Origin of the sequence: Novosphingobium sp. HR1a (genome assembly GCF_015594425.1) — a bacterium.
Classification (GTDB): domain Bacteria; phylum Pseudomonadota; class Alphaproteobacteria; order Sphingomonadales; family Sphingomonadaceae; genus Novosphingobium; species Novosphingobium resinovorum_A.
The window spans coordinates 24,679-47,154 of record NZ_JABXWS010000061.1 but is presented as its reverse complement, the minus strand read 5'-3'; the positions used below and the strand labels follow the sequence as shown (position 1 = coordinate 47,154).

Annotated in this window: 19 protein-coding genes; 7 read left to right on the top strand and 12 right to left on the bottom strand. The window is 67.9% G+C overall.

The features are described from left to right. From HWN72_RS17215 to HWN72_RS17180, 8 genes are all read right to left on the bottom strand, one after another. On the bottom strand, nt 1-328 hold a 328-nt coding region (locus HWN72_RS17215), incomplete at its 3' end, for a DUF4157 domain-containing protein (RefSeq protein WP_211150818.1). After that, the gene (locus HWN72_RS17210) at nt 325-561 is read right to left on the bottom strand and encodes a hypothetical protein (RefSeq protein ID WP_069709499.1); all 237 of its coding nucleotides are present in this window, start codon (nt 559-561) and stop codon (nt 325-327) included. The genes HWN72_RS17210 and HWN72_RS17215, both read right to left, overlap by 4 nt. Next, nucleotides 558-2,480 (bottom strand): ATP-binding protein, encoded by a 1,923-nt coding sequence (locus HWN72_RS17205; RefSeq protein ID WP_211150817.1) that lies wholly within the window; start codon nt 2,478-2,480, stop codon nt 558-560. The genes HWN72_RS17210 and HWN72_RS17205 overlap by 4 nt, the downstream gene beginning before the upstream one ends. Continuing rightward, nucleotides 2,477-3,781, bottom strand: a complete 1,305-nt coding sequence (locus tag HWN72_RS17200) for a DUF4255 domain-containing protein (protein ID WP_008831690.1) — start codon at nt 3,779-3,781, stop codon at nt 2,477-2,479. Before HWN72_RS17200 ends, HWN72_RS17205 begins: the two co-directional genes overlap by 4 nt. Continuing rightward, a complete protein-coding gene (locus HWN72_RS17195) occupies nt 3,778-4,614 on the bottom strand; it encodes a hypothetical protein (protein WP_211150816.1) in 837 nt (278 codons plus the stop codon). The genes HWN72_RS17200 and HWN72_RS17195 overlap by 4 nt, the downstream gene beginning before the upstream one ends. Beyond that, on the bottom strand, nt 4,611-5,318 hold the full coding sequence (locus HWN72_RS17190; RefSeq protein ID WP_008831689.1) for a hypothetical protein: 708 nt from the start codon (nt 5,316-5,318) through the stop codon (nt 4,611-4,613). The genes HWN72_RS17195 and HWN72_RS17190 overlap by 4 nt, the downstream gene beginning before the upstream one ends. A gap of 4 nt (nt 5,319-5,322) precedes the next feature. Further along, entirely contained in the window at nt 5,323-5,847 is a 525-nt protein-coding gene (locus tag HWN72_RS17185; RefSeq protein ID WP_008831688.1) for a phage tail protein, read from the bottom strand. 22 nt (nt 5,848-5,869) lie between these two features. Beyond that, the gene (locus tag HWN72_RS17180) at nt 5,870-7,858 is read right to left on the bottom strand and encodes a phage tail sheath C-terminal domain-containing protein (protein WP_211150815.1); all 1,989 of its coding nucleotides are present in this window, start codon (nt 7,856-7,858) and stop codon (nt 5,870-5,872) included. Between the two features lie 498 nt (nt 7,859-8,356). Between HWN72_RS17180 and HWN72_RS17175 the strand changes: the two genes are divergently transcribed. From HWN72_RS17175 to HWN72_RS17165, 3 genes are all read left to right on the top strand, one after another. Further along, entirely contained in the window at nt 8,357-9,703 is a 1,347-nt protein-coding gene (locus HWN72_RS17175) for an LLM class flavin-dependent oxidoreductase (RefSeq protein ID WP_211150814.1), read from the top strand. 479 nt (nt 9,704-10,182) lie between these two features. Further along, nucleotides 10,183-11,169 (top strand): sterol desaturase family protein, encoded by a 987-nt coding sequence (locus tag HWN72_RS17170; RefSeq protein WP_211150813.1) that lies wholly within the window; start codon nt 10,183-10,185, stop codon nt 11,167-11,169. 86 nt (nt 11,170-11,255) lie between these two features. Then, nucleotides 11,256-11,885: a hypothetical protein gene (locus HWN72_RS17165; protein WP_211150812.1), complete on the top strand. Its 630-nt coding sequence runs from the start codon at nt 11,256-11,258 to the stop codon at nt 11,883-11,885. A 112-nt stretch (nt 11,886-11,997) separates the two neighbouring features. On the opposite strand, the gene HWN72_RS17160 is transcribed toward HWN72_RS17165, so the two are convergent. The 4 genes from HWN72_RS17160 to HWN72_RS17145 form a co-directional block, all read right to left on the bottom strand. Then, a complete protein-coding gene (locus HWN72_RS17160) occupies nt 11,998-12,774 on the bottom strand; it encodes a DeoR/GlpR family DNA-binding transcription regulator (protein WP_036529808.1) in 777 nt (258 codons plus the stop codon). A gap of 78 nt (nt 12,775-12,852) precedes the next feature. Further along, nucleotides 12,853-13,920: an L-rhamnose/proton symporter RhaT gene (gene rhaT / locus HWN72_RS17155; protein ID WP_211150811.1), complete on the bottom strand. Its 1,068-nt coding sequence runs from the start codon at nt 13,918-13,920 to the stop codon at nt 12,853-12,855. A 28-nt stretch (nt 13,921-13,948) separates the two neighbouring features. Continuing rightward, nucleotides 13,949-15,097 carry an FMN-dependent L-lactate dehydrogenase LldD gene (lldD, locus tag HWN72_RS17150; RefSeq protein ID WP_211150810.1) on the bottom strand — a complete coding sequence of 383 codons (1,149 nt, stop codon included), beginning with the start codon at nt 15,095-15,097 and terminating at the stop codon, nt 13,949-13,951. After that, complete coding sequence (locus tag HWN72_RS17145) at nt 15,094-16,524, bottom strand: FGGY-family carbohydrate kinase (RefSeq protein WP_211150809.1); 1,431 nt, start codon at nt 16,522-16,524, stop codon at nt 15,094-15,096. Before HWN72_RS17145 ends, lldD begins: the two co-directional genes overlap by 4 nt. 122 nt (nt 16,525-16,646) lie before the next feature. Between HWN72_RS17145 and HWN72_RS17140 the strand changes: the two genes are divergently transcribed. From HWN72_RS17140 to HWN72_RS17125, 4 genes are all read left to right on the top strand, one after another. Next, nucleotides 16,647-18,773 carry a bifunctional rhamnulose-1-phosphate aldolase/short-chain dehydrogenase gene (locus tag HWN72_RS17140; protein ID WP_036529815.1) on the top strand — a complete coding sequence of 709 codons (2,127 nt, stop codon included), beginning with the start codon at nt 16,647-16,649 and terminating at the stop codon, nt 18,771-18,773. A gap of 26 nt (nt 18,774-18,799) precedes the next feature. After that, nucleotides 18,800-20,092 carry a TIM barrel protein gene (locus HWN72_RS17135; RefSeq protein WP_008832079.1) on the top strand — a complete coding sequence of 431 codons (1,293 nt, stop codon included), beginning with the start codon at nt 18,800-18,802 and terminating at the stop codon, nt 20,090-20,092. A 98-nt stretch (nt 20,093-20,190) separates the two neighbouring features. After that, nucleotides 20,191-21,111 carry a LysR family transcriptional regulator gene (locus HWN72_RS17130; RefSeq protein ID WP_008832078.1) on the top strand — a complete coding sequence of 307 codons (921 nt, stop codon included), beginning with the start codon at nt 20,191-20,193 and terminating at the stop codon, nt 21,109-21,111. A gap of 94 nt (nt 21,112-21,205) precedes the next feature. Then, nucleotides 21,206-22,465 (top strand): amidohydrolase family protein, encoded by a 1,260-nt coding sequence (locus tag HWN72_RS17125; RefSeq protein ID WP_036529816.1) that lies wholly within the window; start codon nt 21,206-21,208, stop codon nt 22,463-22,465. Nucleotides 22,466-22,476 lie beyond the last annotated feature (11 nt).

Genomic DNA, 22,476 nt, shown 5'->3' with positions numbered 1-22,476 from the left:
AGCGCTCGGCCTCGCGCTCGGCGGCAAGCGGCGAGGGCGGTGTCGCGGAATGCAGGCGGCCTTGCGCGACATGGACGAGTTCGTGCGCCAGCGTCAGGCGGCTCGCCTCGGATGCCGGATCGTAGCCGCGCAGCCACACCACGTTGCCCCGCGCCGCGCCCCGCGCCCCGGCATCGGCCAGCAGGCGGTCGCCCTCGCGATCGAGCCGGAGATCAACCTCGCTCGCCGCAAGGCCGAGAGCCGGGGCGAGGCAGGCGAGCGCGTCTTGCGCGGCCTCGCGCGGGGCGCTCACGCTCTCGGTCGGGGAAGGGGCGGCGCGTTCGCTCATGGCGCGCGGCCTTGGCCCGCGATCCCCGCATGGACGCGGGCGGCGGCGGCGCGGCCGATGTCCTCGGGGCGGGGCCGGGCGGGAAGACGCGGCGGCGCTGCGGCGCGCGACAGGCCGCGCTGGCCGACGAGACGCTCCAGCTCGGAGGAAAAGGCCGCCCCGGCGCGCCCTGCCTCATCGGCGTCGAGACCGTGGAAGACCAACTGGCCGACCTCGATCGCCACGCGGCTCACAGCCAGCCTCCCAGTTCGGCCGAAGTGACCGGGCGCTCCAGCTTGCGGCATTCGAGCACGGCGGCTTCGTGCAGGTGGCGCATCTCCACGGCACCCCCTTGCGCAGCGGCGAGGAACGCGGCGTTGACGGCGATGCTGCGGATGTTGCCGGGCGCGACGTTGAGGCGCGCGAGGCGCTCGAAGTCCAGCCCCTCGGTCGGCGTGGCTTGCGGGAAGGCGCGTTCCCAGACGGTCCGGCGCAGCGCTTCGTCCGGGAAGGGGAACGCCACCACGAAGCGCAGGCGGCGGAAGAACGCGGCATCCAGCGATTCGCGCTGGTTGGTGGTGAGGATGGCGAGGCCGGTGTAGCTCTCCATGCGCTGCAGGAGGTAGCTGACTTCGATGTTGGCGTAGCGGTCGTGCGCGTTGCCGACTTCGCTGCGTTTGCCGAACAGCGCGTCGGCCTCGTCGAACAGCAGCACCGCGCCGCTGCCCTCGGCGGCGGCGAAGACGCGGGACAGGTTCTTCTCGGTCTCGCCGATGTACTTGCTGACGACTCCCGCCAGATCGACGCGAACCACGTCGGTGCCGAGGTCGGCGGCGATGACTTCGGCGGCCATCGTCTTGCCGGTGCCGCTGGAGCCCGCGAACAGCGCGGCGATGCCGAGGCCGCGCCCGCCGCGCGCGGCGAAGCCCCAGTCCTCGTGGACGTGGCGGCGGTACCGCACTTGCGCGGCGATGGCGTGCAGCGCGGTCTTGAGTTCCGCGGGAACGATGAGGTCATCCCACGTGGCGACGGGGTGGATGACTTCGGCGATGGCGGCGATATGCGCCTGCGCATGGGCGCGGGCCTCGCGGTGGAGCAGGTCGCGCGCCGCCTCGCGGTCCAGCCCTTCGGCCAGCGGGCCGAGGCGCGCGATCGCGGTCGGGCCGATGGCGAACTGGCTGGCCAGGGCTTCGCTCGCGCCGTTGAGCTTGGCGGCCTGAGCCTGCCCCAGCGCCCGCGTCCAGAGGGCATGGCGCTCGGACGCTTCAGGCACTTGCAGTGTCGCGGAGACAAAGGGGCGGCGGCATGGCAGCGCCCCCGCGCCGCCGCTGATGATGATGCAATCGTCCAGTCGATCGACGAGATCGGCGGCGAGCGCGGCCTGTTCGGGGGCGATGTCATCGGGCAGCTCGATCAGCAGCGCGAGGCCGCCCAGCAGCGCCTCTCGCCGCCACAGGGCTGCGAAACCGTGGCGCTCGGCGGGAGTGGGCGGTAGGTTCGCCGCGCCAAGAACATGGAGGCGGCGCCCCAGCCGGGTCGCCGCAGTCTGGGCGATGAGCCGGGCGTCGGCGGGCTCGCCGTGATGCAGGTGGATCGCGGGTGCCTCTCCGTCCGCGCGCATCGACCACCAGCGCTCGACCAGCCGCTCCGCCTGGGTGCGGCCGTAGGGGCCGATTTCCGCGCCTGCCGCCACCGGGCGGACGAGCGGGGCGAGGCGTTCGTCAAGCGCGTCCTCTCCCAGCAGCGCGAGGAGGATGCGTTCGTCGATCAGGAGTTCGGAAAGGGTCGGTCGGTCGGGATCGGCGAGGCGCAGGCACCGCAACGCGCGCAGCGGGGCGTCGGGACGCAGCGCCGACCATGCCGCCTCCGGCAGTACCGCCATGGCGAGGGCGGCGGTGATGCGGCCTTGCGGGTCGCCGGTCACGGCGGCACAGAGCGCTACGGAGCGTGCACTCAAGTGCGGCAGAGCGGCCAGCAGCAGGCAATCACGGGCGAATGCGATGAGGCCAAGGCGCTCGGCGAGACGCCTTGCCGGCCCACCGGATTGGGCGGCCTCCTGCGCTGCGTGCAATGTCGCTTCGGCGGCCGCGATTTGCTCGCCTGTTCGCGCGGCGGCAAGCGCGAGGTGCGCTTCGATCACGGCGATCTCGCCGGCGAGAGACGGCGCGCTCATATCGTCACCAGCGGGGTGGCGAAGCGGCCGTCGCCGCCGGGGGTGAGCAGGCTTTCGGCGCCGTCGATGCGCAGGCGCACGAGGTAGTCGCCGCGCGCGATGGCGCGATAGGGGATTGCGATCTGCGCAGCCTCGTCCACGCTTTCGGCTAGGCCATTGGCGGCGGGAGCGGCGATGGCATAGCCGCGTGGAGGCCGCGAGGCGGGCGCGCCGCGTTCGTTGAGCAGCACTTCGACCCGCTGGTCACGGCCGATGGCGCGGGCGGCGGTGACCGTCAGGGTGCCGTCGGCGTAAACGATGCCGTCGATGGTCCGCGTCGCGGAATTGGCGGCGGAGACGGTGTTCACCACCGGGCGCAGGATCAGCGCGGCGGCGTTGGAGAACACGCCTTCGTGCGCGGTGGCCGGATCGCCCATCTGGCGCGGGTGGATGACGGTGACGCTCTGCACTCCGGCGCGCGGGCGAGGGGCGGCGGCAAGGTCCACGTTCAGGATGTGGGCGCGGGAATCGGAGGCGGGCGCGTGGTCGGTGGCGCCGATGCGGACCACGGTGCCGCTGGCGGCGAGCAGGCGCAGGCCGGCGATCGCCAGCGTGTCCTCGGTGGTCACCGCCGCGCTCGGATCATCGGCGAGGCCGACCCGCGCGATCTCGGGCAGCGCCAGCGTCTCGCCGAAGACGGCGCGGGCAGTGGCGGGCAGGGCGGTGCGGCCCTTCGCGCGCGGATCGATGAGCACGACGCTCGCTTCGTAGGCGACGGTGGTGCGGTAATGCGCTTGGAATGCCGACCAGATCCGCGACATGTCCTCCAGCGCGACGGCGGTGGGGGTCAGCTTGACCAGTTCGATCTGGTCGGCGAGGCCGCAGTTCTCCAGCGCCGTGGCGAGCGGGCTCGCGGCCGTGGGCACCAGTGCGCGGCGTACCGCCTCGCGCGTCAGGACCGCGTTCTCGCCGAGGATGCGCAAGGTGTGGCCGAGCAGGACTTCGGCGACGAACATCTCCGCCGCGAAGGTCGTGACGAGGTAGTGCAGCGTGAACGCCAGCGGCGGTGCGGAGACGAGGTCGCCGCCGCTGTCTCGCCCAGGCAGCCCGAGATTGCGCCAGGCCGCGTTGGGCGTGACCTGATGGAGATAGAGGTTCACCCGCGTCGGCTCGGGCTGGCCGGGCTTGGCGACGAGGTCGGGCGGCCCGGCACTGACGCCGATGGTGCCGACCGCGTCGCCTGCCTTGTCGAGCGCAAGGCCCTCCACCACGAGCTGGCGCAGCACGGCGGTGACTCCGGCGATGGCGAAAGGCGTGCTCATCGTGCGCGCTCCCCGCCCGAAAGGAACTCTGCGAGCGAGGGGCCGGGCGACGGCGCAGGCGAGGCGGGCTGGCGCCGTGCGGGCGGCGGAACGGGGGGCGGGGGCACCGCATGGACGTCTATGCGCTCGATCCGGATGACGACCGGCGGCTCGCCTCGGGGCGCCGAAACGGAGCGTTGGCGAGGTTGCGGAGCGGCGGGCGTGGGCCGGGGTATCGCATGCGCGACCGGCCGAGGAGCGGGTTCAGCGCGGCGCGGCGGGGGTGCCTGAACGTCCGGGCCGGGCGTTGTGCCGGCGCGTGCGTGGACTTCGACGTGGCGCATGATCTCCTGCAGCACCGTGCGTTCGGAGGTCTGGAGGTTCGAGAAGGGCGAGTTGGGCACGAGGCGGGGAGCCGGGCGGTCAGGCGCTTGGGCCGGGGGGTGCGTGAGCGCAGGCGTATGGCCGGGATCGGCAGGGGGCTGCGGTATCGCAGGACGTTCGCCACTCGGTATCGCCGTCTGGATTGGCGGCACGGCCTGAGAACGGAAGCGCGGTTCCGGATTCTCAGCGGACGTAAGCACTTGCGTAACCTGCACCACCGAACCCTGCCGGATTGTCGGCGCGGCGGCGGGGGCCGTGGTGCCCGGGCGCGGCGCCGTGCTTTCCCTTGGGGCGGAGGGCGCGTCCATGACCGTGCGCGGTATAGGCTGCACGCTCCCGGCGATCGGCTGCGCCGGTTCCTCGAAGGCCATATCTTCCCCGCCGCCCTCGTAAAGCGTGCGCGGGCGCGGGGAGAGCAGCGCCACGCGGCCCGAGGCTCGGGCTGCGAGGGTGGCGAGATAGCGGCTCACGCTGCCAGCTCCAGATAGGCCGCGCGGCGCTGCGGGGTCATCGCCAGGATGTCCGCCTCTCGCCAGCCATAGGCACGGGCGAGCGCGGCGACTTCCGCCAGCAGCCGCCGCGCCTCGGCGGCGACCGAACGGGCGAAGTGATGCGCGGGATCGTGCAGCGCCGGAATGCTCGCGCCGCAATGGGGGCAGGCGACGAGCAGCGTGATCGCCGCCAGCGGATCTGCAGCTTCCAGCGCATCCTCGATCGCGGCGACGGCCTCAGGCGGGAGGTTCGCGGGATCGGCGGGCGCACCATCGCGGGTGCAGAGCGTCACCACGCGGGCGAGGAGGGCGCGCTCGGCCGCTTCGGGCTCCTTCATCGCCAGCGCCGCCATGTCGTGGCTGTCGGCGGGGCGGGCCTCGATCCGCCACGCACCGGTCGTCACCGAGATCGGCGCGACCTCCTCCGGCGCCATCGCCAGCAGGCTGTCGGCATCGAGCGTGACTTCCGCCGTCTCGCCACATGCGTGGCAGGGCAAGGTCGCCTCGATGGCCGGGCCGAACAGTCGCCGCTGGTGCGCGATCAGCTTCCCGTCACGCGCGCCGACGGGAAGGCGTGCAAGGGCATCATCCCCGGCACCGGGCTCGGCGGCCCTCAGCAGGGCGAGCGGGTTCGTGCCCGCCTCCCAAAGTGCGAGCAGTCCCTCGACCGGGTTCGTGGACATGGCCTTACTGCGGTTCGACGAAGCTCGGTTCGGAAGGCTCGGTTACCGCGTAGTCGCGCTCCCAGCCTTCGTTCTCGATCTTGATGTGCTGGATGGCCACCGCGTTGGCGTTGGCGTCGAGATCGGGCATCGACTGGAACTCGCTGATCCAGCAGCGGAACAGGCGATAGACGATCGCCGGTTGCCCAGCCTCGTTGTAGAGTTCGATGGTGATGTCCTTGCGGAAGTCTGCGAGCGAGACTTCGGCGCCGAGGGCGGAACCGAAGTTCCAGACCTTGTTGGCCCACCGCTCGAACTCGACGTCGTGGGTGACGCCGCGTTCGAGGGTGACGGCCTCGAACTCGCTGCGGCCGGGGGACTTGCGGCTGGAGGAAGGATCGCCCCCCTCGCGGTGTTTGACTACCTCGGTAGTGCGCTTGAGCGCGCTGACCTTGCTGACGCCCGCGACATAGCGGCCGTCCCACTTCACCCGGAACTTGAAGTTCTTGTACGGGTCGAAGCGCTGGGCGTTGACGTTGAACTGGGCCATCGGGCAACTCCTCCCTTGCCGATTACGAAGCGGCCTGACCGGCCAGCTGCTGGATGCGGATCATGACGAATTCCGCGGGCTTGAGCGGCGCGAACCCGACCAGGATGTTGACGATGCCCCGGTCGATGTCGGCCTGCGTGGTCGTCTCCTTGTCGCACTTGACGAGGTAGGCGTCGCGCGGGGTCTGGCCCTGGAACGCGCCCTGGCGGAACAGGCCGTGCATGTAGGTGGTGAGGTTCAGCCGGATCTGCGCCCACAGCGGTTCGTCGTTGGGTTCGAAGACGACCCACTGGGTGCCCCGGAACAGGCTTTCCTCGATCATGAGGGCAAGGCGCCGGACGGGTACGTACTTCCACTGGCTCGCTTCCACATCGGAGCCGACGCGGGTGCGCGTCCCCCACGAGAGCGTGCCGTAGACCGGCAGCGCGCGGATGCAGTTGAGGCCCAGCGGGTTGAGCAGCCCGTTCTCGGAATCGGACAGCTTGTAGACGAGCCCGCGCACCCCGCGCAGCTGCGCATCGGTTCCGGCGGGGGCCTTCCACACGCCGCGCTCGGCGTCGGTGCGGGCATAGAGCCCGGCGATCGCGCCGGACGGGCCGAAGGTGCGCAGCTGGAAGTCGTTCAGCGGATCGGCCATGCGGACGCGCGGGAAATACGTGGCCGCGTTGGCGCCCTTGACGGTCAGGCCCGAGGAAATCCACTCGAACGCGCGGTCGACGGTGTTCACGGTCGGCGACGGGTCGATCAGCAGGAAGGCGCGGCGCTTGGTGCAATAGTCGAGCGCGGCCTGATAGATGGCGTTCGGGTCCAGCCCGGTATCGAGCGCGTTGGGATCGCCGGGGCTGGCGCGCGTGGCGTCGGGCAGGACGAGGATGTTGAAGATGTCCGCCTTTTCAAGCGCATGGATGCCGGTGAAGGCGGACGGACTGCCGATCACGTCGGCGCTCTGCGGCAGCTGGGTGCCGTCGGCGCCGGGGACGGGGTTGCGCTGGGCGGCTTCGGCCGTGCCGGTGCCGAGGCGGTAGCGACCGACGTTGAAGTTCGCCGCAGGCAGCTTGAGCATAGCGAGGGCGCCTGCCGGGGCGCTGTCCGCCAGCGAAAGCGTGGTGTCCACGGCCGCGGGGAGCAAGGCCGGGTCGAACATCGGAGCGATGCGCAAGGCCTTACCCGATCCGGTGACGCCGACGGCGACGGCCGCGCCGGGCAGTGCGGCGGCCAGCGCCTCGTTGAAGCGCCGCTCCAGCAGCCGGGCCAGCGCCACGACCGAGGTGGGCAGTGTCTCGGCCTGCTTGATCAGCGTGACTTCGAGCGCGGTGATGGGGCCGCTGGGCCGGTTGGCGGTGACCCGGACCTTGTACGCCTTGTCGTTGGCGAGGCCGGTGATCCCGGTGGAGGTGACGGCGAAGTCGGTGCCGACGATCCCGCTCTCGGCCGGGCGCGCGCCGGGGCTCGCGGCGGGGACTTTCGCCGTGGCGAGGCGCGAGCCGTTGGCCGGGTCGTTGAGCACCGCCTCCACGAAGCGGGGCGAGGCGGTCGATACGCTGAGGTCTGCCCAGCGCTCGACGGCGCCGCTGCCGAGATCGGTCAGGGTGAGGTTGAAGTTGCTGGCCGATGCCCCGTCGTAATCGACGTCGGCGACGATCCCGTTGCCCCAGTCGCCCTTGCTGGTCGCGGTGAGGGTGAAGCTGACCTTGGCGGCGTTGGCGACGCCTTCCTTGAGGTTGACCTGCGCGGCGACCCCGTCGCTCTTGGGCACGCGCACGACGATCGCCTGGCCGCCGCCGTTCTGGAAGAACTGCTGGACCGAATAGCTCAGCTCGCTGTTGGCGGCGAGGCCGCCGAATTCGCGCTCGTAGTCGGCGTAGCTGAAGATCGTCGTCGCCCGGTTGTCGAGCCCGCGCGCGGTATAGCCGACGAAGGCGGCGATCGCGGTGGGTACGCCGGCCAGCGGACGCACGCCGCTGCCCAGTTCCTCGACGTAGACGCCGGGATAGGTCGGTACGATAGGCATGAGGCCCCTCCTCCCCCTTGTCCGCACATGCGGATGGTGGATCGATGTTGATGGGAAATCGACCTTGAATGATTATCGCTACGTATAGCTGCTTGGCGACCGGATCTGCTTGCGGCGAATCAATAGCACCGGGGGAAGTTCGGGGCACATGACGATCTATGTTAGAGTATGTTTGTCGGTGTGCGGCGAAATGACTTATTACGTAGATCAACTGATATTGGTTAACATCATGTAGTATTGCTTCTATTTGATCGGATTGTCTTTTCCTGCATTTCGACTGTCGTTGCGGGTTTTGCATGCGGTAAAGCGTGGCGCTTTGCCGCGTCACTCCGCGCAGGATTGAGTCGCTGCGCTTGCCATGACGATCCGGCGGCAGGTCACCCGCTCCCTGCCTGTCGGCACCACCGTTCAGAACAACTCATAGGTCGCGGCGACCAACTCGATTGTCCCGTGCGGCTTCGGTCCGCAGGTCATCCCGGCAATCTGAGGAGTCGATCCGTGCATCTCGCCCTGTTCCTTTCGCTGTCGGGCTCACATCTTGCCGGCTGGCGCCATCCGCTGGCCGAGCATGGCGATCCCTTCGACGTCGCCAACTACGCACGGATCGCGCAGGCGGCGGAACAGGCGAAGCTCGACATGGTGTTCGTGGCCGACAAGCTGTCGATCGACGACATCTACGGCAGTTCGTTCGAGGCCGCCGTCAGGCTGCGGCCCGCGATCCACGTCGAGCCGCTGACCCTGCTTTCGGCACTGGCCATGACGACGGACCGGATCGGGCTGGGGGCGACGATCTCGACCAGCTATTCCGAGCCTTATCACGCCGCGCGCATGTTCGCGTCGATCGACCACTTCAGCAAGGGGCGCGCGGCCTGGAACGCGGTCACCTCCGTCAATGACGGCGAGGCGCGCAACTTCAGCCGGGCGGAGCATCTGGGGCACGCCGAGCGCTACGAACGCGCCGCCGAGTTCATCGACGTCGTGCGCCTGCTGTGGGACACATGGCAGGAAGACGCGATCACCGCCGACAAGGCGAGCGCGCGCTATGCCGATCCGTCGCGGATCCACTACGCCGATCATCGCGGCACGTGGTTCCAGGTCAAAGGGCCGCTCGGCGCGGTGCGGCCGCCGCAGGGGCATCCGGTGCTGATCCAGGCCGGTGTCTCCGGGGCGTTCCAGTCGCTGGCCGCGCGCAATGCCGAAGTGATCTTCCCGGTGCAGTCGACGCTGGCCAAGGCGCAGGCGTTCTACGCCGACTTCAAGGCCCAAGTCGTCGCCGCCGGCCGGTCTCCCGATGCGGTCAAGGTGCTGCCGGGGGTGGTTCCGATCATCGCGGACACCGACGAGGACGCGTTCGAACTCGAAGCCGAACTCGACGCGCTGATCCATCCCGAGGCAGGGCTCAGCTTCATGTCGGGGAGCATGAACTACGATTTGTCCTTCCACCCGGCCGATGCGCCCGTGCCCGATATCCGCGATCGCATACGTGGCAGCAAGGGCCGCTTCGAAGTCGTGCTCAAGAGCGCGATGGAGCAGGGCATGACGCTGGGCGATCTCGGGCGAAGCTATGCCAAGGGCCTCGCCTTCGCGAAGTTCGTCGGCTCGCCCGCGACGGTGGCGGACAGGATGGAGCAATGGGTTCGCGAGAAGGGCGCCGACGGCTTCGTCGTCATGCCGCCCTACATGCCGGGAGGGGCGGAGCGGTTCCTTTCAGGCGTCGTGCCGGAACTGCAGCGGCGCGGGCTGTTTCGCAGCGAGTACGCGGGTACGACCCTCCGGGACCACCTCGGACTGGAGCATCCCGGCAACCGCTTCGATCTGGGCGAGGACATGCTGGCCGCGCAGTGACGCAGCCGCGCACTTGGCGTTTCGGCGCCGTGGTGCCGGTCCGGGGCTCTCTCGAATGGCTGCCCGGCAGCGAATCGGCATGTTGAAAGAGCCGGTCACCCGGAGGCGGCGCCATGCTGCTTCCCGGTGCCGCACGTGGTTCGTAACGACGAGATGAGGCGGATCGCATGTTCTCCAGAGGCCGGAACATTACACGAGTGCCGATCTCCCAAGTCATTATTCGATTGCTCTAATTGCTTCGGGAATACAGGATTTGCCTGTTTCTCGGAGAAATCTCTTTGATGGCCGATAAGGTCAAGGCTATATTGCGGACCCGGAGTAATTGACCATGCGGAAGGTCCGGCCGACGCTTTTTCGGACAGTAGCGCAGATTTCGTGCTGCATTGCAGAAAGGGCGTAGACGACGCCGCTATCCCGTATTACCATGTTTGAAATAAGTATTACTGACATGGGTGGTCAAATATTACGAGGGCAGGCGCATGGACGGGGTTCGCGTAGGTAAGAGATTGATCGGAACACAGGCACCAGTCACTGTCGGCTGGGAGAATATCGGCAGGGTCGAAGGCGGTCCGGTGAAGCAGTTCGTCTTCACCTGGTTCCAGCCAACGGTGCTCTTCGCGCTGATCGCGTTCTGGTACTACGCCCCCAATTCCATCGCCAAGGCATCGACAGCGATCGGCATCGGCATCGGTTTCCGTCTGTTTCTCCTCGGCCTCGAATGGGCCTTCCCGCGCTACGAAAGCTGGAACCTCACGTGGAAGGAACTGGCGACCGACCTGTTCTACGTCGGCCTCGGCTATACGATCCTGCGCATCATCGACGGCTACATCGGCGACGGCGTGATGATCGAGGCGATCCAGGGCGCGTTCCACTGGGAAAAGTTCGCCTGGTTCACCGGACTGCCGCTGCTGCTGCAGGCGTTCCTGATCTCGTTCATCTTCGACTTCGGGCAGTACTGGATGCATCGCGGGATGCACAACTGGTATCCGCTGTGGCTGCCGCACTCGGTCCATCACTACATCACCCAGTTGAACATCAACAAGGGCGCGGTCGGCAACCCGGTGGAGCTGTTCCTGATCGGGCTGGGCGTCGGCGGGTTCTTCGACTTCCTGCCGCGCGCGTTCCTGCTGGCCGGGGCGATCGGCATGGCGGTCGGCAGCTACCAGCACATCAACGTGCGCTTCAATTCGCCCCGCTGGTGGCGCTTCCTGTTCCACACGACCGAGCATCACAGCCTCCACCACTCGCAGGACTTCGAGGCGAGCCGCAGCAACTTCACCAACACCTACATCTTCATCGACCGCATCTTCGGTACGTGCGTCGACGGCGAGGCGGAGCTTCTGGGCATGGAAGGCGGCCGCCGCATGGGCATCCGTGAGCAGATGACCTTCCCCTTCACCGAAGGCTGGAAGACCCTGAAGGAACGCTTCGGCGGCACCCGCGCCACTGCGGTTCTGGCCGAGTGACCGCCCGCATCGGGCGCGGCTCTCCTCCCATGCAAATGCAGTCCACGGACTTGGGCGGCCCTTGTGGCCGTGCCGAAAGGGATACCATGAACGCGCGTTTCATCGACTGGATCTGGCATGTCAGGGGCAGCCTGCCGCTCGCGCCCGGACAGTCGCGCGAGGATGCCTTCGACCGCCTCACACCCCTGTTCTTCGAGAGCGGCACCAGCCACGAACGCGGCGGCGACACGCTGACCTTTACCAAGCGCGACCAGGCCGCGCAGGACAGGATGTCGGTCTTCGACGGCGGCACGCTCCGGATCGAGAACGGCGCGGGCGGGTCGGTACTGCGCTGGCATATGACCAGCCGGGCCTTGCTGTTCTGCTTCCTGGCGCCGCTGCTGTTCCTCGCCTTCGGGCAATTGACGATCGCCCTCGGCAAACTGGAAAAGCCCGCGGCCGAAGCCTCGGAAAAGAAGGACGAGAAAAAGGACAAGGCCGCGCCGGCGATGAACCCGATCGACAAGTTCCTCGGCGCACCGGCTCCGGAAAAGCCCAAGAAGGACAGCCCAAAAAAAGAAGGCAAGGACAAGAAGGAAGAGAAGAAGGACGACAAGCACTCGCCCACTTCCGCCTATGTCTTCGCCGGTATCTTCGCCGCGCTCTACGTCGGTGGGCGGGTTCTCGAGGACCGGAAGATCAAGGCGCTGATCCGCAGGAAGCTCGCGGGCGCTTAGGGCACGGGAGCCCGTCTCCTGCCGGTTCTCGTCGCACGGACATCAGTTGGGCCCCGCCTCCGCGGGGATGACGAAGAGCCTTTCAATGTGGAGTTTCGCACTTCCGTCCGCTTCAGGCGACGACGACCCTGACGCCAAGGTCGTTCAACCGGGCGGCCATGTCGCGGGGGATGCCGGGGTCGGTGACGATCGTGCCGATCTCGTCCAGCCCGCACACGATCGCGCCCGAGGACGAGGTGAACTTGCTGCTGTCGACGAGGAGGATGACTTCCTCCGCGCGCTCCATGAACCGGCGCTCGGCGGCGACGAGGATGACGTCCTGCTGCATCACGCCCTGCGGGCCGACGGCGGCGGCGCCCATGAACAGCTTGGGTGCGTGAAAGCGCGGCATCGATTCCTCGCCCGCCGGGGCCAGCACGATGTTCTGTTCCCGGAACACGGTGCCTGACGGCAGCAGCACCCGCGTGCCCTGCTGCGGCAACAGGGCATCGACGATATGCAGCGAATTGGTGAGGACCTGACAGTCCAGTCCGGCCAGATGCGGGCACATCTGCAGGGTGGTGGTGCCGCCGTCGATCATTATCCCCTCGCCCGGACGGCACAGCGCGGCAGCCGCCCGGCCGATCGCCTGCTTCGCCGGAAGGTGCTGCAGGATCGACTGTGCGAAGGGCGTCCCGGCAAGGCCGTCCTCGCGCTCTTCCTTCTGCTCCTGCGCCAGCTTGGCGCCGCCGTGCACGCGGACGATCAGGCCCTCTTCCTCCAGCCGCGTCAGGTCGCGCCGGATCGTCGCGGGCGATGCCTCGAGCCGGGCCTCGAGCGCGCGATACGTCACGAAACCGGTGGCGGCTACCGCTTCGAGGATCAGGCGTTCACGCTGCGTGGAGTGCATTGGCTACCTTATGTCGGTTTATGTCGGTCTTTGCACGGCCCTATGGCCGAGTTTTCGATCATGATCCATCATTTCTGCTCACGGGTTCATGCCCGCCTCGATCATGTTGCCCGCCCCGATGATCACCGTCGAGCCGACGAGCAGGCCGATCCCGGTCCAGACCAGCGTGCGCGTACGAAGGCTGGCGCCCTTCCACTCCTTCAGCGCAAAGCCCCAGAGCGTCGAGAACAGGATGATGGAAGCCATGTGGAGCGTCCACGAGGAGAAGCCGTAGCGTCCCATCTGGCTCTCGCCCATCGTGTAGAAGAAGAACTGGAAGTACCACAAGGTGCCGCCCAGAGCCGCCAGCAGGTAATTGACCAGAAGCCTAGGCTTTTCCCCGGTCGGCACTCGGCCGAGGAACTGGCCGAAACTGCGGTTGCGGCGGATGAGGATCGCGCACCAGATCGCATTGGTGGTGAGGCCGCCCGCCAGCACCACGCAGAGCACCGGAAGCCCCTGGCTCAACGGATCGGTCCCGGCCGCCAGCGTCAGGTCGCGGATCGGCTGTCCGGCATCGAGGCCCCAGGCGAAACAGCCCGACATGACGCCCGAGAACACCGCGATCAGCAGGCCTTTGCGAAGGTCGAACTCGGCCACGCCCTCGGAAATCTTGCCGCCCAGGTCCTTGTCCTTGGCGCTCCCCGCCCGCGCGACGACGACGATCCCCGCCAGCGTCACCAGAATGCCCAGCAGTGTCAGTTGCCCGCTGGGGCGTGAGGCGATCTCGCCGATGGTGCCGTGGAAGATCGGCGGTCCCATCGTGCCGATCACCGTGGTCAGTCCCAGCGCCACGGCCATGCCCAGAGAGAGCCCGAGATAGCGCATCGTCAGCCCGAAGGTCAGGCCGCCGAACCCCCACATCGCGCCCCAGAACCAGCACCACAGCAAGGTCCGCGAAGGCGTGGATGCCAATACGCCGAGCAGGTCCTCGGTGCGCAGCGAGGCGAAGAGCCAGGGCGCGATGGCCCAGGAGAAGATGCCGCCCGCAAGCCAGAATATCTCCCACGACCACAACTTGATGCGCTTGTAGGGGACGTAGAAGCTGGCGGAGGCGAAGCCCCCAAGCCAGTGAAACAGGACGCCCAGCGGCGGATTGCCTCCCATGATTTTCGTGATCCTCTCTTGATGTATATTATCGGGTGGCCGCCAGGCAGTTGCGGTCGATCTGGTCGATGCGGGTGGTGCCGGTGAGTGCCATGGCGACGCGCATTTCGGCCTCGATCAGCTTGAGCATCTTCGTGACGCCCGCTTCTCCTCCGGCTGCGAGCGCCCAGGCCCATGCGCGGCCCAGCAGCACACCCTTGGCGCCCAGCGCCAGCATCCGCACCACGTCGAGGCCGGAGCGGATGCCGCCGTCGGCCAGCACGGTCAGGCGGTCTCCCACCGCATCGACGATCGGGGGCAGGGCGCGGGCGCTGGAAAGCACGCCGTCGAGCTGCCGCCCGCCGTGGTTGGAGACGACGATGCCGTCCGCGCCCAGCTCTGCGGCTTCGCGCGCGTCGTCCGGGTCGAGAATGCCCTTGATGATCAGTGGCCCCTTCCATTCGGAGCGGATGAAATCGAGGTCACGCCAGTTGATCGAGGGGTCGAAGTTGTTTCGCATCCAGGCGAAGAAGTCCTCGATCCCGGTCCTGCCCTGTAGCACCGGCGCGACGTTGCCCAGCGTGTGCGGGCGTCCGTTGATGCCGACGTCCCATGCCCAGCCGGGCCGGGCGGCGGCCTGCGCGAAGCGCCATAGCGCGCCCTTGATGCCGCCGGACCCGGCAAGGCCGGTGTGGTAATCGCGATAGCGGCTGCCGGGGACCGGCATGTCGACGGTGAAGACGAGGGTGGAGCAGCCGGCCTCGACCGCCTGCGCCAGCAGGTCCTTCATGAAGGCGCGGTCGCGGATCATGTAGAGCTGGAACCAGAACGGGCGGTCCGCAGCCCTGGCGACTTCGCCGATGGTGCAGGCACCAACCGTGGAGAGCGTGAAGGGAACGCCGGCGTTCTGCGCCGCCCGCACCGCCTGCGTCTCGCCGCGCCGGGCATAGAGGCCGGCCAGCCCGATCGGCGCCAATGCAAGGGGCAGGGCCAGCTTCTGGCCGAACAGCTGCGTCGACAGGTCCAGCGCCGAGACGTCGCGCAGCACGCGCTGGCGCAGGGCGAGTTCGGCAAGGTCGGAGACGTTGCGACGCAGCGTCGCCTCGGCATAGGAGCCGCCGTCGATGTATTCGAACAGGAAGCGCGGCAGCGTGCGGCGTGCGGCTTCGCGAAAGTCGGGGATCGAGGCGGTGATCATGCGGTCAGTCCTGCGGGGGCCTTTGCCACGGCTTCGCGCCAGGCGTCGCGGTAGCCGAAGAGGTCGCCTTCCAGCGGTTCGACGCGGATGAGTTCGCCGCCCGCCTCCAGCGACGGGTCGATCAGGCGCAGTGCGCCGAACGAGACGTCGTTATGGGCATTGGCGAGGAAGACCCGGGTGTCCGGCCGCAGCGCGGCGAGCGCGCGCACGAAGACCTCGGCCTCGGAAAAGCGCCCCTCGATCAGCAGCCGGTCCTTCGAACCGATCAGGTCGAGCGCGGTATCCGCTACCAGCGCGGCATAAAGGCAGATCGCCGCGCGTCGGGCGTACCAGGTTCCCTGCCACTCGACCGGCGCGTTGACCCAGCGCGCCTCGCCGTCGGGATAGGGGCCGAAGCCGGGCGCGAGCGTGGGCATCATCATCGTACGGCGGCGCAGCAGCGCCGGGACTTCGGCCATCAGGCGGGGCTGGTCGGGCTTGATGTCGATGCGGCGGGTGTCGAGCTGGATGACCGTCTCGATCTCGCGCCCGCCCATGAAACGGGCCGAGGGCACGGGCGCGCCATAGGCATCGACGTTGACCAGCGTGTCGCGCCCTTCGGGCAGCGAGGCGATGGCGAAAGGCTCGGCGGCAAGGCGCATGGCGATGAACCAGGTGCCGGTGGAAAGGATCGTCGCCTCCTGCCGCGCGATCTGCGCGAAGCCGCGCGCGGCGAGCAGCGCGGCGTTCGAATCGTGAAGTCCGGCAAGGACTTGCGCACTCGCGGGCAAGCCCGTCTCGGCCGCGAGTTCGGGGCGCAGGGTCCCCACGACCTCGCCTGCGCCGACCACGGGGGCAAAGCGCTCGGCCCAGCCGAGGCGCTCGGCCATCGGGGAGAAGCGCGCTTCGCCGGGTGCCCAGAGGTCCGAGTGGCAGCCGAGGCTGGTCACTTCGCTGACCGCCCGGCCGGTGAGGAGCCAGGCCCAGTACTGCGCCCAGGGCACCAGCGTCGCCCGCGCCATCGCCTCGGGGTGGCGCTGCGCCATCCACCAGATCTGCGCGCCCATGTTGAGACCGTCGGGCAGGGCGGGGGAGCCCGTCACGGCAAGCGCGTCGCGCTCGGCCCGGTAGGCGGCCATGACGTCGCCCGGGATCGGCTGTTCGTAGTCGAGCGGGGCGAAAAGCAGCCCGTCTTCTCCGATCGCGGCGAAGGCGGCGCCATGGGCCACGGGGATGATCGCCTCGACGGGATGGCCTGCCCATTCACGCAAGGTTGCGCGCAGCCATTCGCCGATTCCCTCGGCGTCGAGGCGGCGAATCCCGTCGATTTCATGGGTCGGGTTGGGGCGCACCTGGCGGCACACAAGGGTACCATAACGGCACCACAGCGACACCTTGCTGAGGGTCTTGCCGATATCGACGACGATGTAAGCGCCTGTTCCTGCCATTCTCTCCGCCGCCATTTTCAACCAGGCAGCGATCTGCCTGAACATGGTGTTGATTGATTGCCTATGAGCGATTATTATCGAGTCAGATTGAACATGAAAAGAGGAAATGTCAGAGGGTGTCCATGGAAACAATCACTGCCCCCGCCGCCCCGTTGAAATCCGCCCCCGCGCTCACTTTCGCCGTGCCGACCAGCCGGTGGGACGACTCGGTCGCGGCGTCTCTTTCTCCTGCCCAACTGCTGCTCTACCGCTCCAACCTGCTGGGTTCCGACCTGACTGTCACCAACTTCGGCGGCGGCAACACCTCCGCCAAGCTGGAAGAGGTCGATCCGCTGACCGGAGAGACGGTGGAAGTCCTGTGGGTGAAGGGCTCGGGCGGCGACATCGGCTCGATGAAGCTCGATGGATTCGCGACGCTCTATCAGGACAAGCTGCTTGGCCTCGAACAGCACTACGGCGGCCCGGACGACGACGACAAGATGGTCGGCTACCTGCCGCACTGCACTTTCAACCTGAACGGCCGCGCGGCGTCGATCGACACGCCGCTCCATTCGCTGCTGCCTTTCGCGCATGTCGATCACGTCCACCCGGACGCGATCATCGCGCTTGCCGCCAGCTCCGGCGGGGAGGCGGCGACGCAGGCGATCTGGGGCGGCCGGATCGGCTGGCTGGCGTGGAAGCGCCCCGGCTATACGCTGGGCGTGCAACTGCGTGACTTCGTGGCGGCCAACCCCGGCGTCGAAGGCGTAATGCTCGCGGGCCACGGCATCATCTGCTGGGCGGACAGCGCGAAGGCCTGCTACGAACACACCGTCGAACTGATCGCCGACGCTGCCGCCTACCTCAATGCGGGCCTTGCCGGGAAGCCCGCGTTCGGCGGCGCGGCTTATGAAACCGCCGGGGACCGCGCGGCAATCGCGGCCGATCTCATGCCCCGCCTGCGCGGCCTGATGACCGGAGCGCGGCGCAAGGTCGGCCACTATTCCGACGATGCCGAAGCGCTCGAGTTCGTGAATTCGGCGGACTTCCAGCGCCTCGCCGACCTTGGCACCTCGTGCCCCGATCACTTCCTGCGTACCAAGATCGCGCCATTGACGCTCGACCCGGCGCGGTTGCACGATGACGCCTACCTGGCGCAGAAGATCGCCGATTACCGCGACCTCTATGCTGCCTATTACGAGCGCTGCAAGCGTCCGAACTCGCCCGCGATGCGCGATGCCAATCCGGTCGTGGTGCTGGTGCCGGGCATCGGGCGCATCACGTTCGCCACCGACAAGACCACCGCGCGCCTCGCCGGCGAGTTCTACGGCAACGCCATCAATGTCATGCGCGGGGCCGAGGCGATCGGCGACTATATCGCGCTCGATGAACAGGAAGCCTTCGACATCGAGTACTGGCTGCTCGAGGAAGCCAAGCTGCAGCGCATGCCCGCGCCCAAGCCCTTGGTCGGCCGCGTCGCGCTGGTGACCGGCGGGGCGGGCGGCATCGGCGCGGCGAGCGCGGCGCGGCTGATGGCCGAGGGCGCCTGCGTGGTTCTCGCCGACCGCGACGGCGCCGTCGTCGAGGACGTGCGCGCCGGTTTCGCCAGGCAGTTCGGCAAGGACGTGGTGCGTTCGGTGGTGTGCGACGTGACGGATGAGGCGCAAGTCGCCGAGGCCTTCGCCGTCGCCGCGCGCGAGTTCGGCGGCCTCGACATCCTCGTCGCCAATGCCGGCATCGCCTCCTCGGCGCCGATCGAGGAGACCACCATCGCGCTATGGAACCGCAACTACGACGTTCTGGCGCAGGGCTATTTCCTGACCAGCCGGGCCGCGTGGCCGCTATTGAAGGCGATGAAGGAACAGGGCGGCACCAGCGTCGTGTTCATCGGCTCGAAGAACGGCGTCGCCGCCGCCACCAATGCCAGCGCCTATGCCTCGGCCAAGGCGGCGGCCAACCACCTTGCGCGCTGTCTGGCGCTGGAGGGGGCGCCGCATGGCATCCGCGTCAACGTCGTCAACCCCGATGCCGTCATCAAGGGCAGCCGTATCTGGGACGGCGACTGGCGCAAGGAGCGCGCGGGCGCCCATGGTATCGACACCGGCAAGGAACTGGAGGAACATTACCGCCAGCGCTCCATGCTCAAGCGCGACGTGCTGCCCGGCGACATTGCCGAGGCGGTGTACTTCCTGGCGGGCGACCAGTCCGCCAAGTCCACCGGCAACATGATCAACGTCGATGCGGGCAACGCCCAGGCGTTCACGCGCTGATCGCGACGGGAAGAGGATAAGAGACAATGACGAACCTGCCGATTTCCGCCGAACTGATCGCGGAAGCCAATGCCCGGGCCGCCGAGGCGCTGGAAGACGACTACGCCTCGCTGGGCCGCAAGCTGGAGCGTTCCGGCATCGCCATCGATGCGATCAGGGACAAGGTTGCGGGCTTTTCCGTGGCGGTGCCGACATGGGGCGCGGGGCGCGGCGGCACCCGTTTCGCCAAGTTCCCCATCCCCGGCGAGCCCACCAATATCCACGAGAAGCTGGAGGACTGCGCGGTCATCAACCAGCTCTCGCGCCTGACCCCGCGCGTCAGCCCGCATTTCCCGTGGGACAAGGTCAGCGACTACAAGGGTCTGCGCGAGGAGGCGGCGAGCCTCGGCCTCGGCTTCGATGCGGTGAACTCGAACACCTTTCAGGACCAGAAGGGGCAGGCGCAGACGTATGCCACCGGCTCGCTCTCCTCGACCATCGAGGCGACGCGGGCTCAGGCCGTGGAGCACAACATCGAGTGCATCGAGATCGGCCGCCAGCTCGGCTCCACCGACCTGACGGTCTGGGTGGGCGACGGCACCAACTTCCCCGGCCAGCAGGACCTCGGCCGCAGCCTCGACCGCTATCTCGACGCTGCGAGCGAGGTCTACGCCGCGCTGCCGGACGACTGGCGGATGTTGCTGGAGCACAAGATGTTCGAGCCCGCGTTCTATTCCACCGTCATCAGCGACTGGGGTTCCTCGATCCTTGCCGCGCAGGAGCTTGGCCCCAAGGCCAAGTGCCTCGTCGATCTTGGCCACCATGCGCCCAACGTCAACATCGAGCAGATCGTGGCGCGCCTGCACCGGTTCGGCAAGCTCGGCGGCTTCCACTTCAACGACAGCAAGTACGGCGACGACGACCTCGATTCCGGCTCGATCAATCCGCACCAGCTGTTCCTGGTGTTCAACGAACTGGTCGAGGCCGAACTGGCCCCGCGCGATGGCTTCAATCCCAGCTACATGATCGACCAGTCGCACAACGTCACCGACCCGATCGAATCCATGTTGTCTTCGGCCGAGGCGATCGGATCGTGCTACGCCAAGGCGCTGCTGGTCGACCGCGAGGCGCTGCATCTGGCGCAGGAAGCGAACGACACGATGATGGCCTTCCAGGCCCTGCGCCGGGCCTACAACGTTGACGTCTCGCCGATCCTGGCGAAGGCCCGCATCGATGCGGGCGGCGCGGCGGACGTGCTGGGCGTCTACCGCGAAAGCCGCTGGCGCGACCGCAAGGCGCAGGAACGCGCCGCCGTGGGACTTGGCGCCGGCATCGTCTAAGGCATCGTCTGATGGACTGGCACTCACCCGTCGGCGCGGATTGCGTCGGCGGGTGATCTCCGTCAGGGGTAGGCCCAGGCAGGCGAAGGCATACCGGAATGGTGGAAGCAGGCGAATATCGGCGCAGTTCGGCGATCGACCCGCGCGCCCTGCTGACGTTCCGCGCGGTCTGCGATACCGGATCGATCAGCGCCGCCGCCCGGGCGCTCAACCTCTCGCAGCCCTCGGTGTCGAACACGATCTCGCTGCTGGAGCGCAAGCTGGGCGTCGTGCTGTTCGAACGCGGGCGTGGCGGCATCGTGCTGACGGCGGAAGGCGAAGTGCTCCAGCGCCGGGCCGAGGCCATGGCTACGCTGCTGGGCGATGCCGTGACCGAGATCGAGCACACGCGGCACGGCATCGCCGGACCCTTGCGCATCGGCGGCACGCCGGGCGCCCTGCTCACTCTCCTGCCCGGCGCGATCATGCGGGTGGAGGAGGCGATCGGCGACTTCGCGCTCAGCGCCATCGAGCGGCCCGACGAGGAACTGCTGGAGATGGTGCGCAAAGGGGCGATCGAACTGGCCTTCGTGACGACCGGCATCGAAAGCGTTCCGGCGGACATGAAGGAAGTCACGTGCGCCAGCGACCCATTCGTCCTGATCGTCGGCCCCCGGCACGAGAAGCTGCCGGGCCGCGTGTCGCTGCGCGAGGTCGAGAGCTACCCCTGGGTGCTGCCCGAGGCGCGCGGGGCGTTCCGGCGGCAGGTCGATGCGCTGTTCATCGCCGCGGGGGTGGCGGTGCCGCGCACGACGATCCGCTGCGACTCCCTCCTCACCACGAGGGCCATCGTAAGGGAGAGCGACCGGGTGACGGTACTGCCGCGAACCGTGGCGCTCGACGGGGTCACCGACGACAGCATCCGGGCCGTGATGATCGAGGAAGCCGTGCGTGAACGCAGCGTCGGCGTGCTGTGGCTGGCGGGGCGTCCGCTGTCTCGTCCGGCGCAGGCGATGATGGAGGCGCTACAAAATCCATAGTCTGTTGCTATGGCATCGCAAAAAATCATTATTTTACTTTGTGGGTCTGCGCAGCTTAACAATCCAGCGATAACGATGATCGCAGGAGAGCAGGATGCGGGCACTGATCCGCCAGGTTTCCATTTTCGACGGCACCGGCTCGGCGCTCCGGACAGGCTCTGTTCTGGTCGAGGGCGAGCGTATCGCCCGCGTCGCGCCGGGTGAGGACGCACTTGCCGATGAGGCCGCCGATCTGGTGATCGACGGGCGCGGGCTGACCCTCATGCCCGGTATGGTCGATGCGCATACGCACCTGACCTGGGCTTCCTCGCTGGAGAAGGTCTACCACCAGTTCATCCTGCCGCATGACGAGTTGAAGGTCGCAGCCTGGCGCAATGCACGGGTGCTGCTAGACCACGGTTTCACCAGCCTCTACTCGGCCGGTGCCCTGGGCGACATGATCGAGCCGGATCTCGCCCGCGCCATCGAGGAGGGCGATACGCCCGGGCCGCGCCTCGTCCCCTCGACGCTGGAGCGCAGCCCCGAAGGCGACGATACCGGTGACGTGTTCAACGGCCGTGGTCCGGATGCGATGCGCCGTTTCGTGGCTTATTGCGCGGACGAGGGAGTCAAGTCGATCAAGCTCGTGGTCTCGGGCGAAGATGCGCTCAAGCCCGGCAGCGCGATGGACGTGCTCTATACCCGCGAGGAAATGCTGGCGGCGGGGGAGGCCACCCGCGAGGCCGGGATGTGGATCGCCTGCCATACTTATTCGCCCGAGGCGATCGGCCTCGCGCTCGATGCGGGCGCGCGAATCGTCTACCACTGCTCCTTCGCCGACGAAGCGACGGTGGAGCGGATGGCGGCGGAGAAGGACAGGTTCTTCTATGCCCCCGGTCCCGGTGTCTCGGTCGCCGCGCTGGAGGCGAACCCGCCGCCACACGTCGACATGACGCACATGAAGGCGAGCGCAAAGGTTCGCATGGACCTTGAGGCGAAGCTGATCCCGCAACTGAAGGCGCGCGGCGTGCGCGTGCTGGTCGGCGGCGACTATGGCTTCCCGTTCAACCCGCATGGCCGCAACGCGCGCGACCTGCAGCACTTCGTCGATTACTTCGGCTTCACTCCCGCCGAGGCGCTGCAGGCGGCGACCCAGCATGGCGGCGAACTTATGGGCATCGAGACCGGCGTGATCCGCGAGGGCTGGCTGGCCGATCTGCTGCTGGTAGACGGCGACCCGACGCAGGACGTTGCGATCCTGCAGGACAAGGATCGCCTGAAGATGATCATGAAGGGCGGCAAGCTGCACAAGGCTCCAAGTGACATCTTGGCTGGGGCCGGGGCCGGGGCAGGGGTCGCCGCCGCCGCGAACTGAGTTTTAACAGG

Coding starts and splice junctions, on each gene's coding strand:
- HWN72_RS17205 (WP_211150817.1), bottom strand. CDS start 2,480: ATGAGCGCGCCGTCTCTCGCCGGCGAGATCGCCGTGATCGAAGCGCAC.
- HWN72_RS17200 (WP_008831690.1), bottom strand. CDS start 3,781: ATGAGCACGCCTTTCGCCATCGCCGGAGTCACCGCCGTGCTGCGCCAG.
- HWN72_RS17190 (WP_008831689.1), bottom strand. CDS start 5,318: ATGTCCACGAACCCGGTCGAGGGACTGCTCGCACTTTGGGAGGCGGGC.
- HWN72_RS17185 (WP_008831688.1), bottom strand. CDS start 5,847: ATGGCCCAGTTCAACGTCAACGCCCAGCGCTTCGACCCGTACAAGAAC.
- HWN72_RS17180 (WP_211150815.1), bottom strand. CDS start 7,858: ATGCCTATCGTACCGACCTATCCCGGCGTCTACGTCGAGGAACTGGGC.
- HWN72_RS17170 (WP_211150813.1), top strand. CDS start 10,183: ATGGACGGGGTTCGCGTAGGTAAGAGATTGATCGGAACACAGGCACCA.
- HWN72_RS17165 (WP_211150812.1), top strand. CDS start 11,256: ATGAACGCGCGTTTCATCGACTGGATCTGGCATGTCAGGGGCAGCCTG.
- HWN72_RS17160 (WP_036529808.1), bottom strand. CDS start 12,774: ATGCACTCCACGCAGCGTGAACGCCTGATCCTCGAAGCGGTAGCCGCC.
- rhaT (WP_211150811.1), bottom strand. CDS start 13,920: ATGGGAGGCAATCCGCCGCTGGGCGTCCTGTTTCACTGGCTTGGGGGC.
- lldD (WP_211150810.1), bottom strand. CDS start 15,097: ATGATCACCGCCTCGATCCCCGACTTTCGCGAAGCCGCACGCCGCACG.
- HWN72_RS17145 (WP_211150809.1), bottom strand. CDS start 16,524: ATGGCAGGAACAGGCGCTTACATCGTCGTCGATATCGGCAAGACCCTC.
- HWN72_RS17140 (WP_036529815.1), top strand. CDS start 16,647: ATGGAAACAATCACTGCCCCCGCCGCCCCGTTGAAATCCGCCCCCGCG.
- HWN72_RS17135 (WP_008832079.1), top strand. CDS start 18,800: ATGACGAACCTGCCGATTTCCGCCGAACTGATCGCGGAAGCCAATGCC.
- HWN72_RS17130 (WP_008832078.1), top strand. CDS start 20,191: ATGGTGGAAGCAGGCGAATATCGGCGCAGTTCGGCGATCGACCCGCGC.
- HWN72_RS17125 (WP_036529816.1), top strand. CDS start 21,206: ATGCGGGCACTGATCCGCCAGGTTTCCATTTTCGACGGCACCGGCTCG.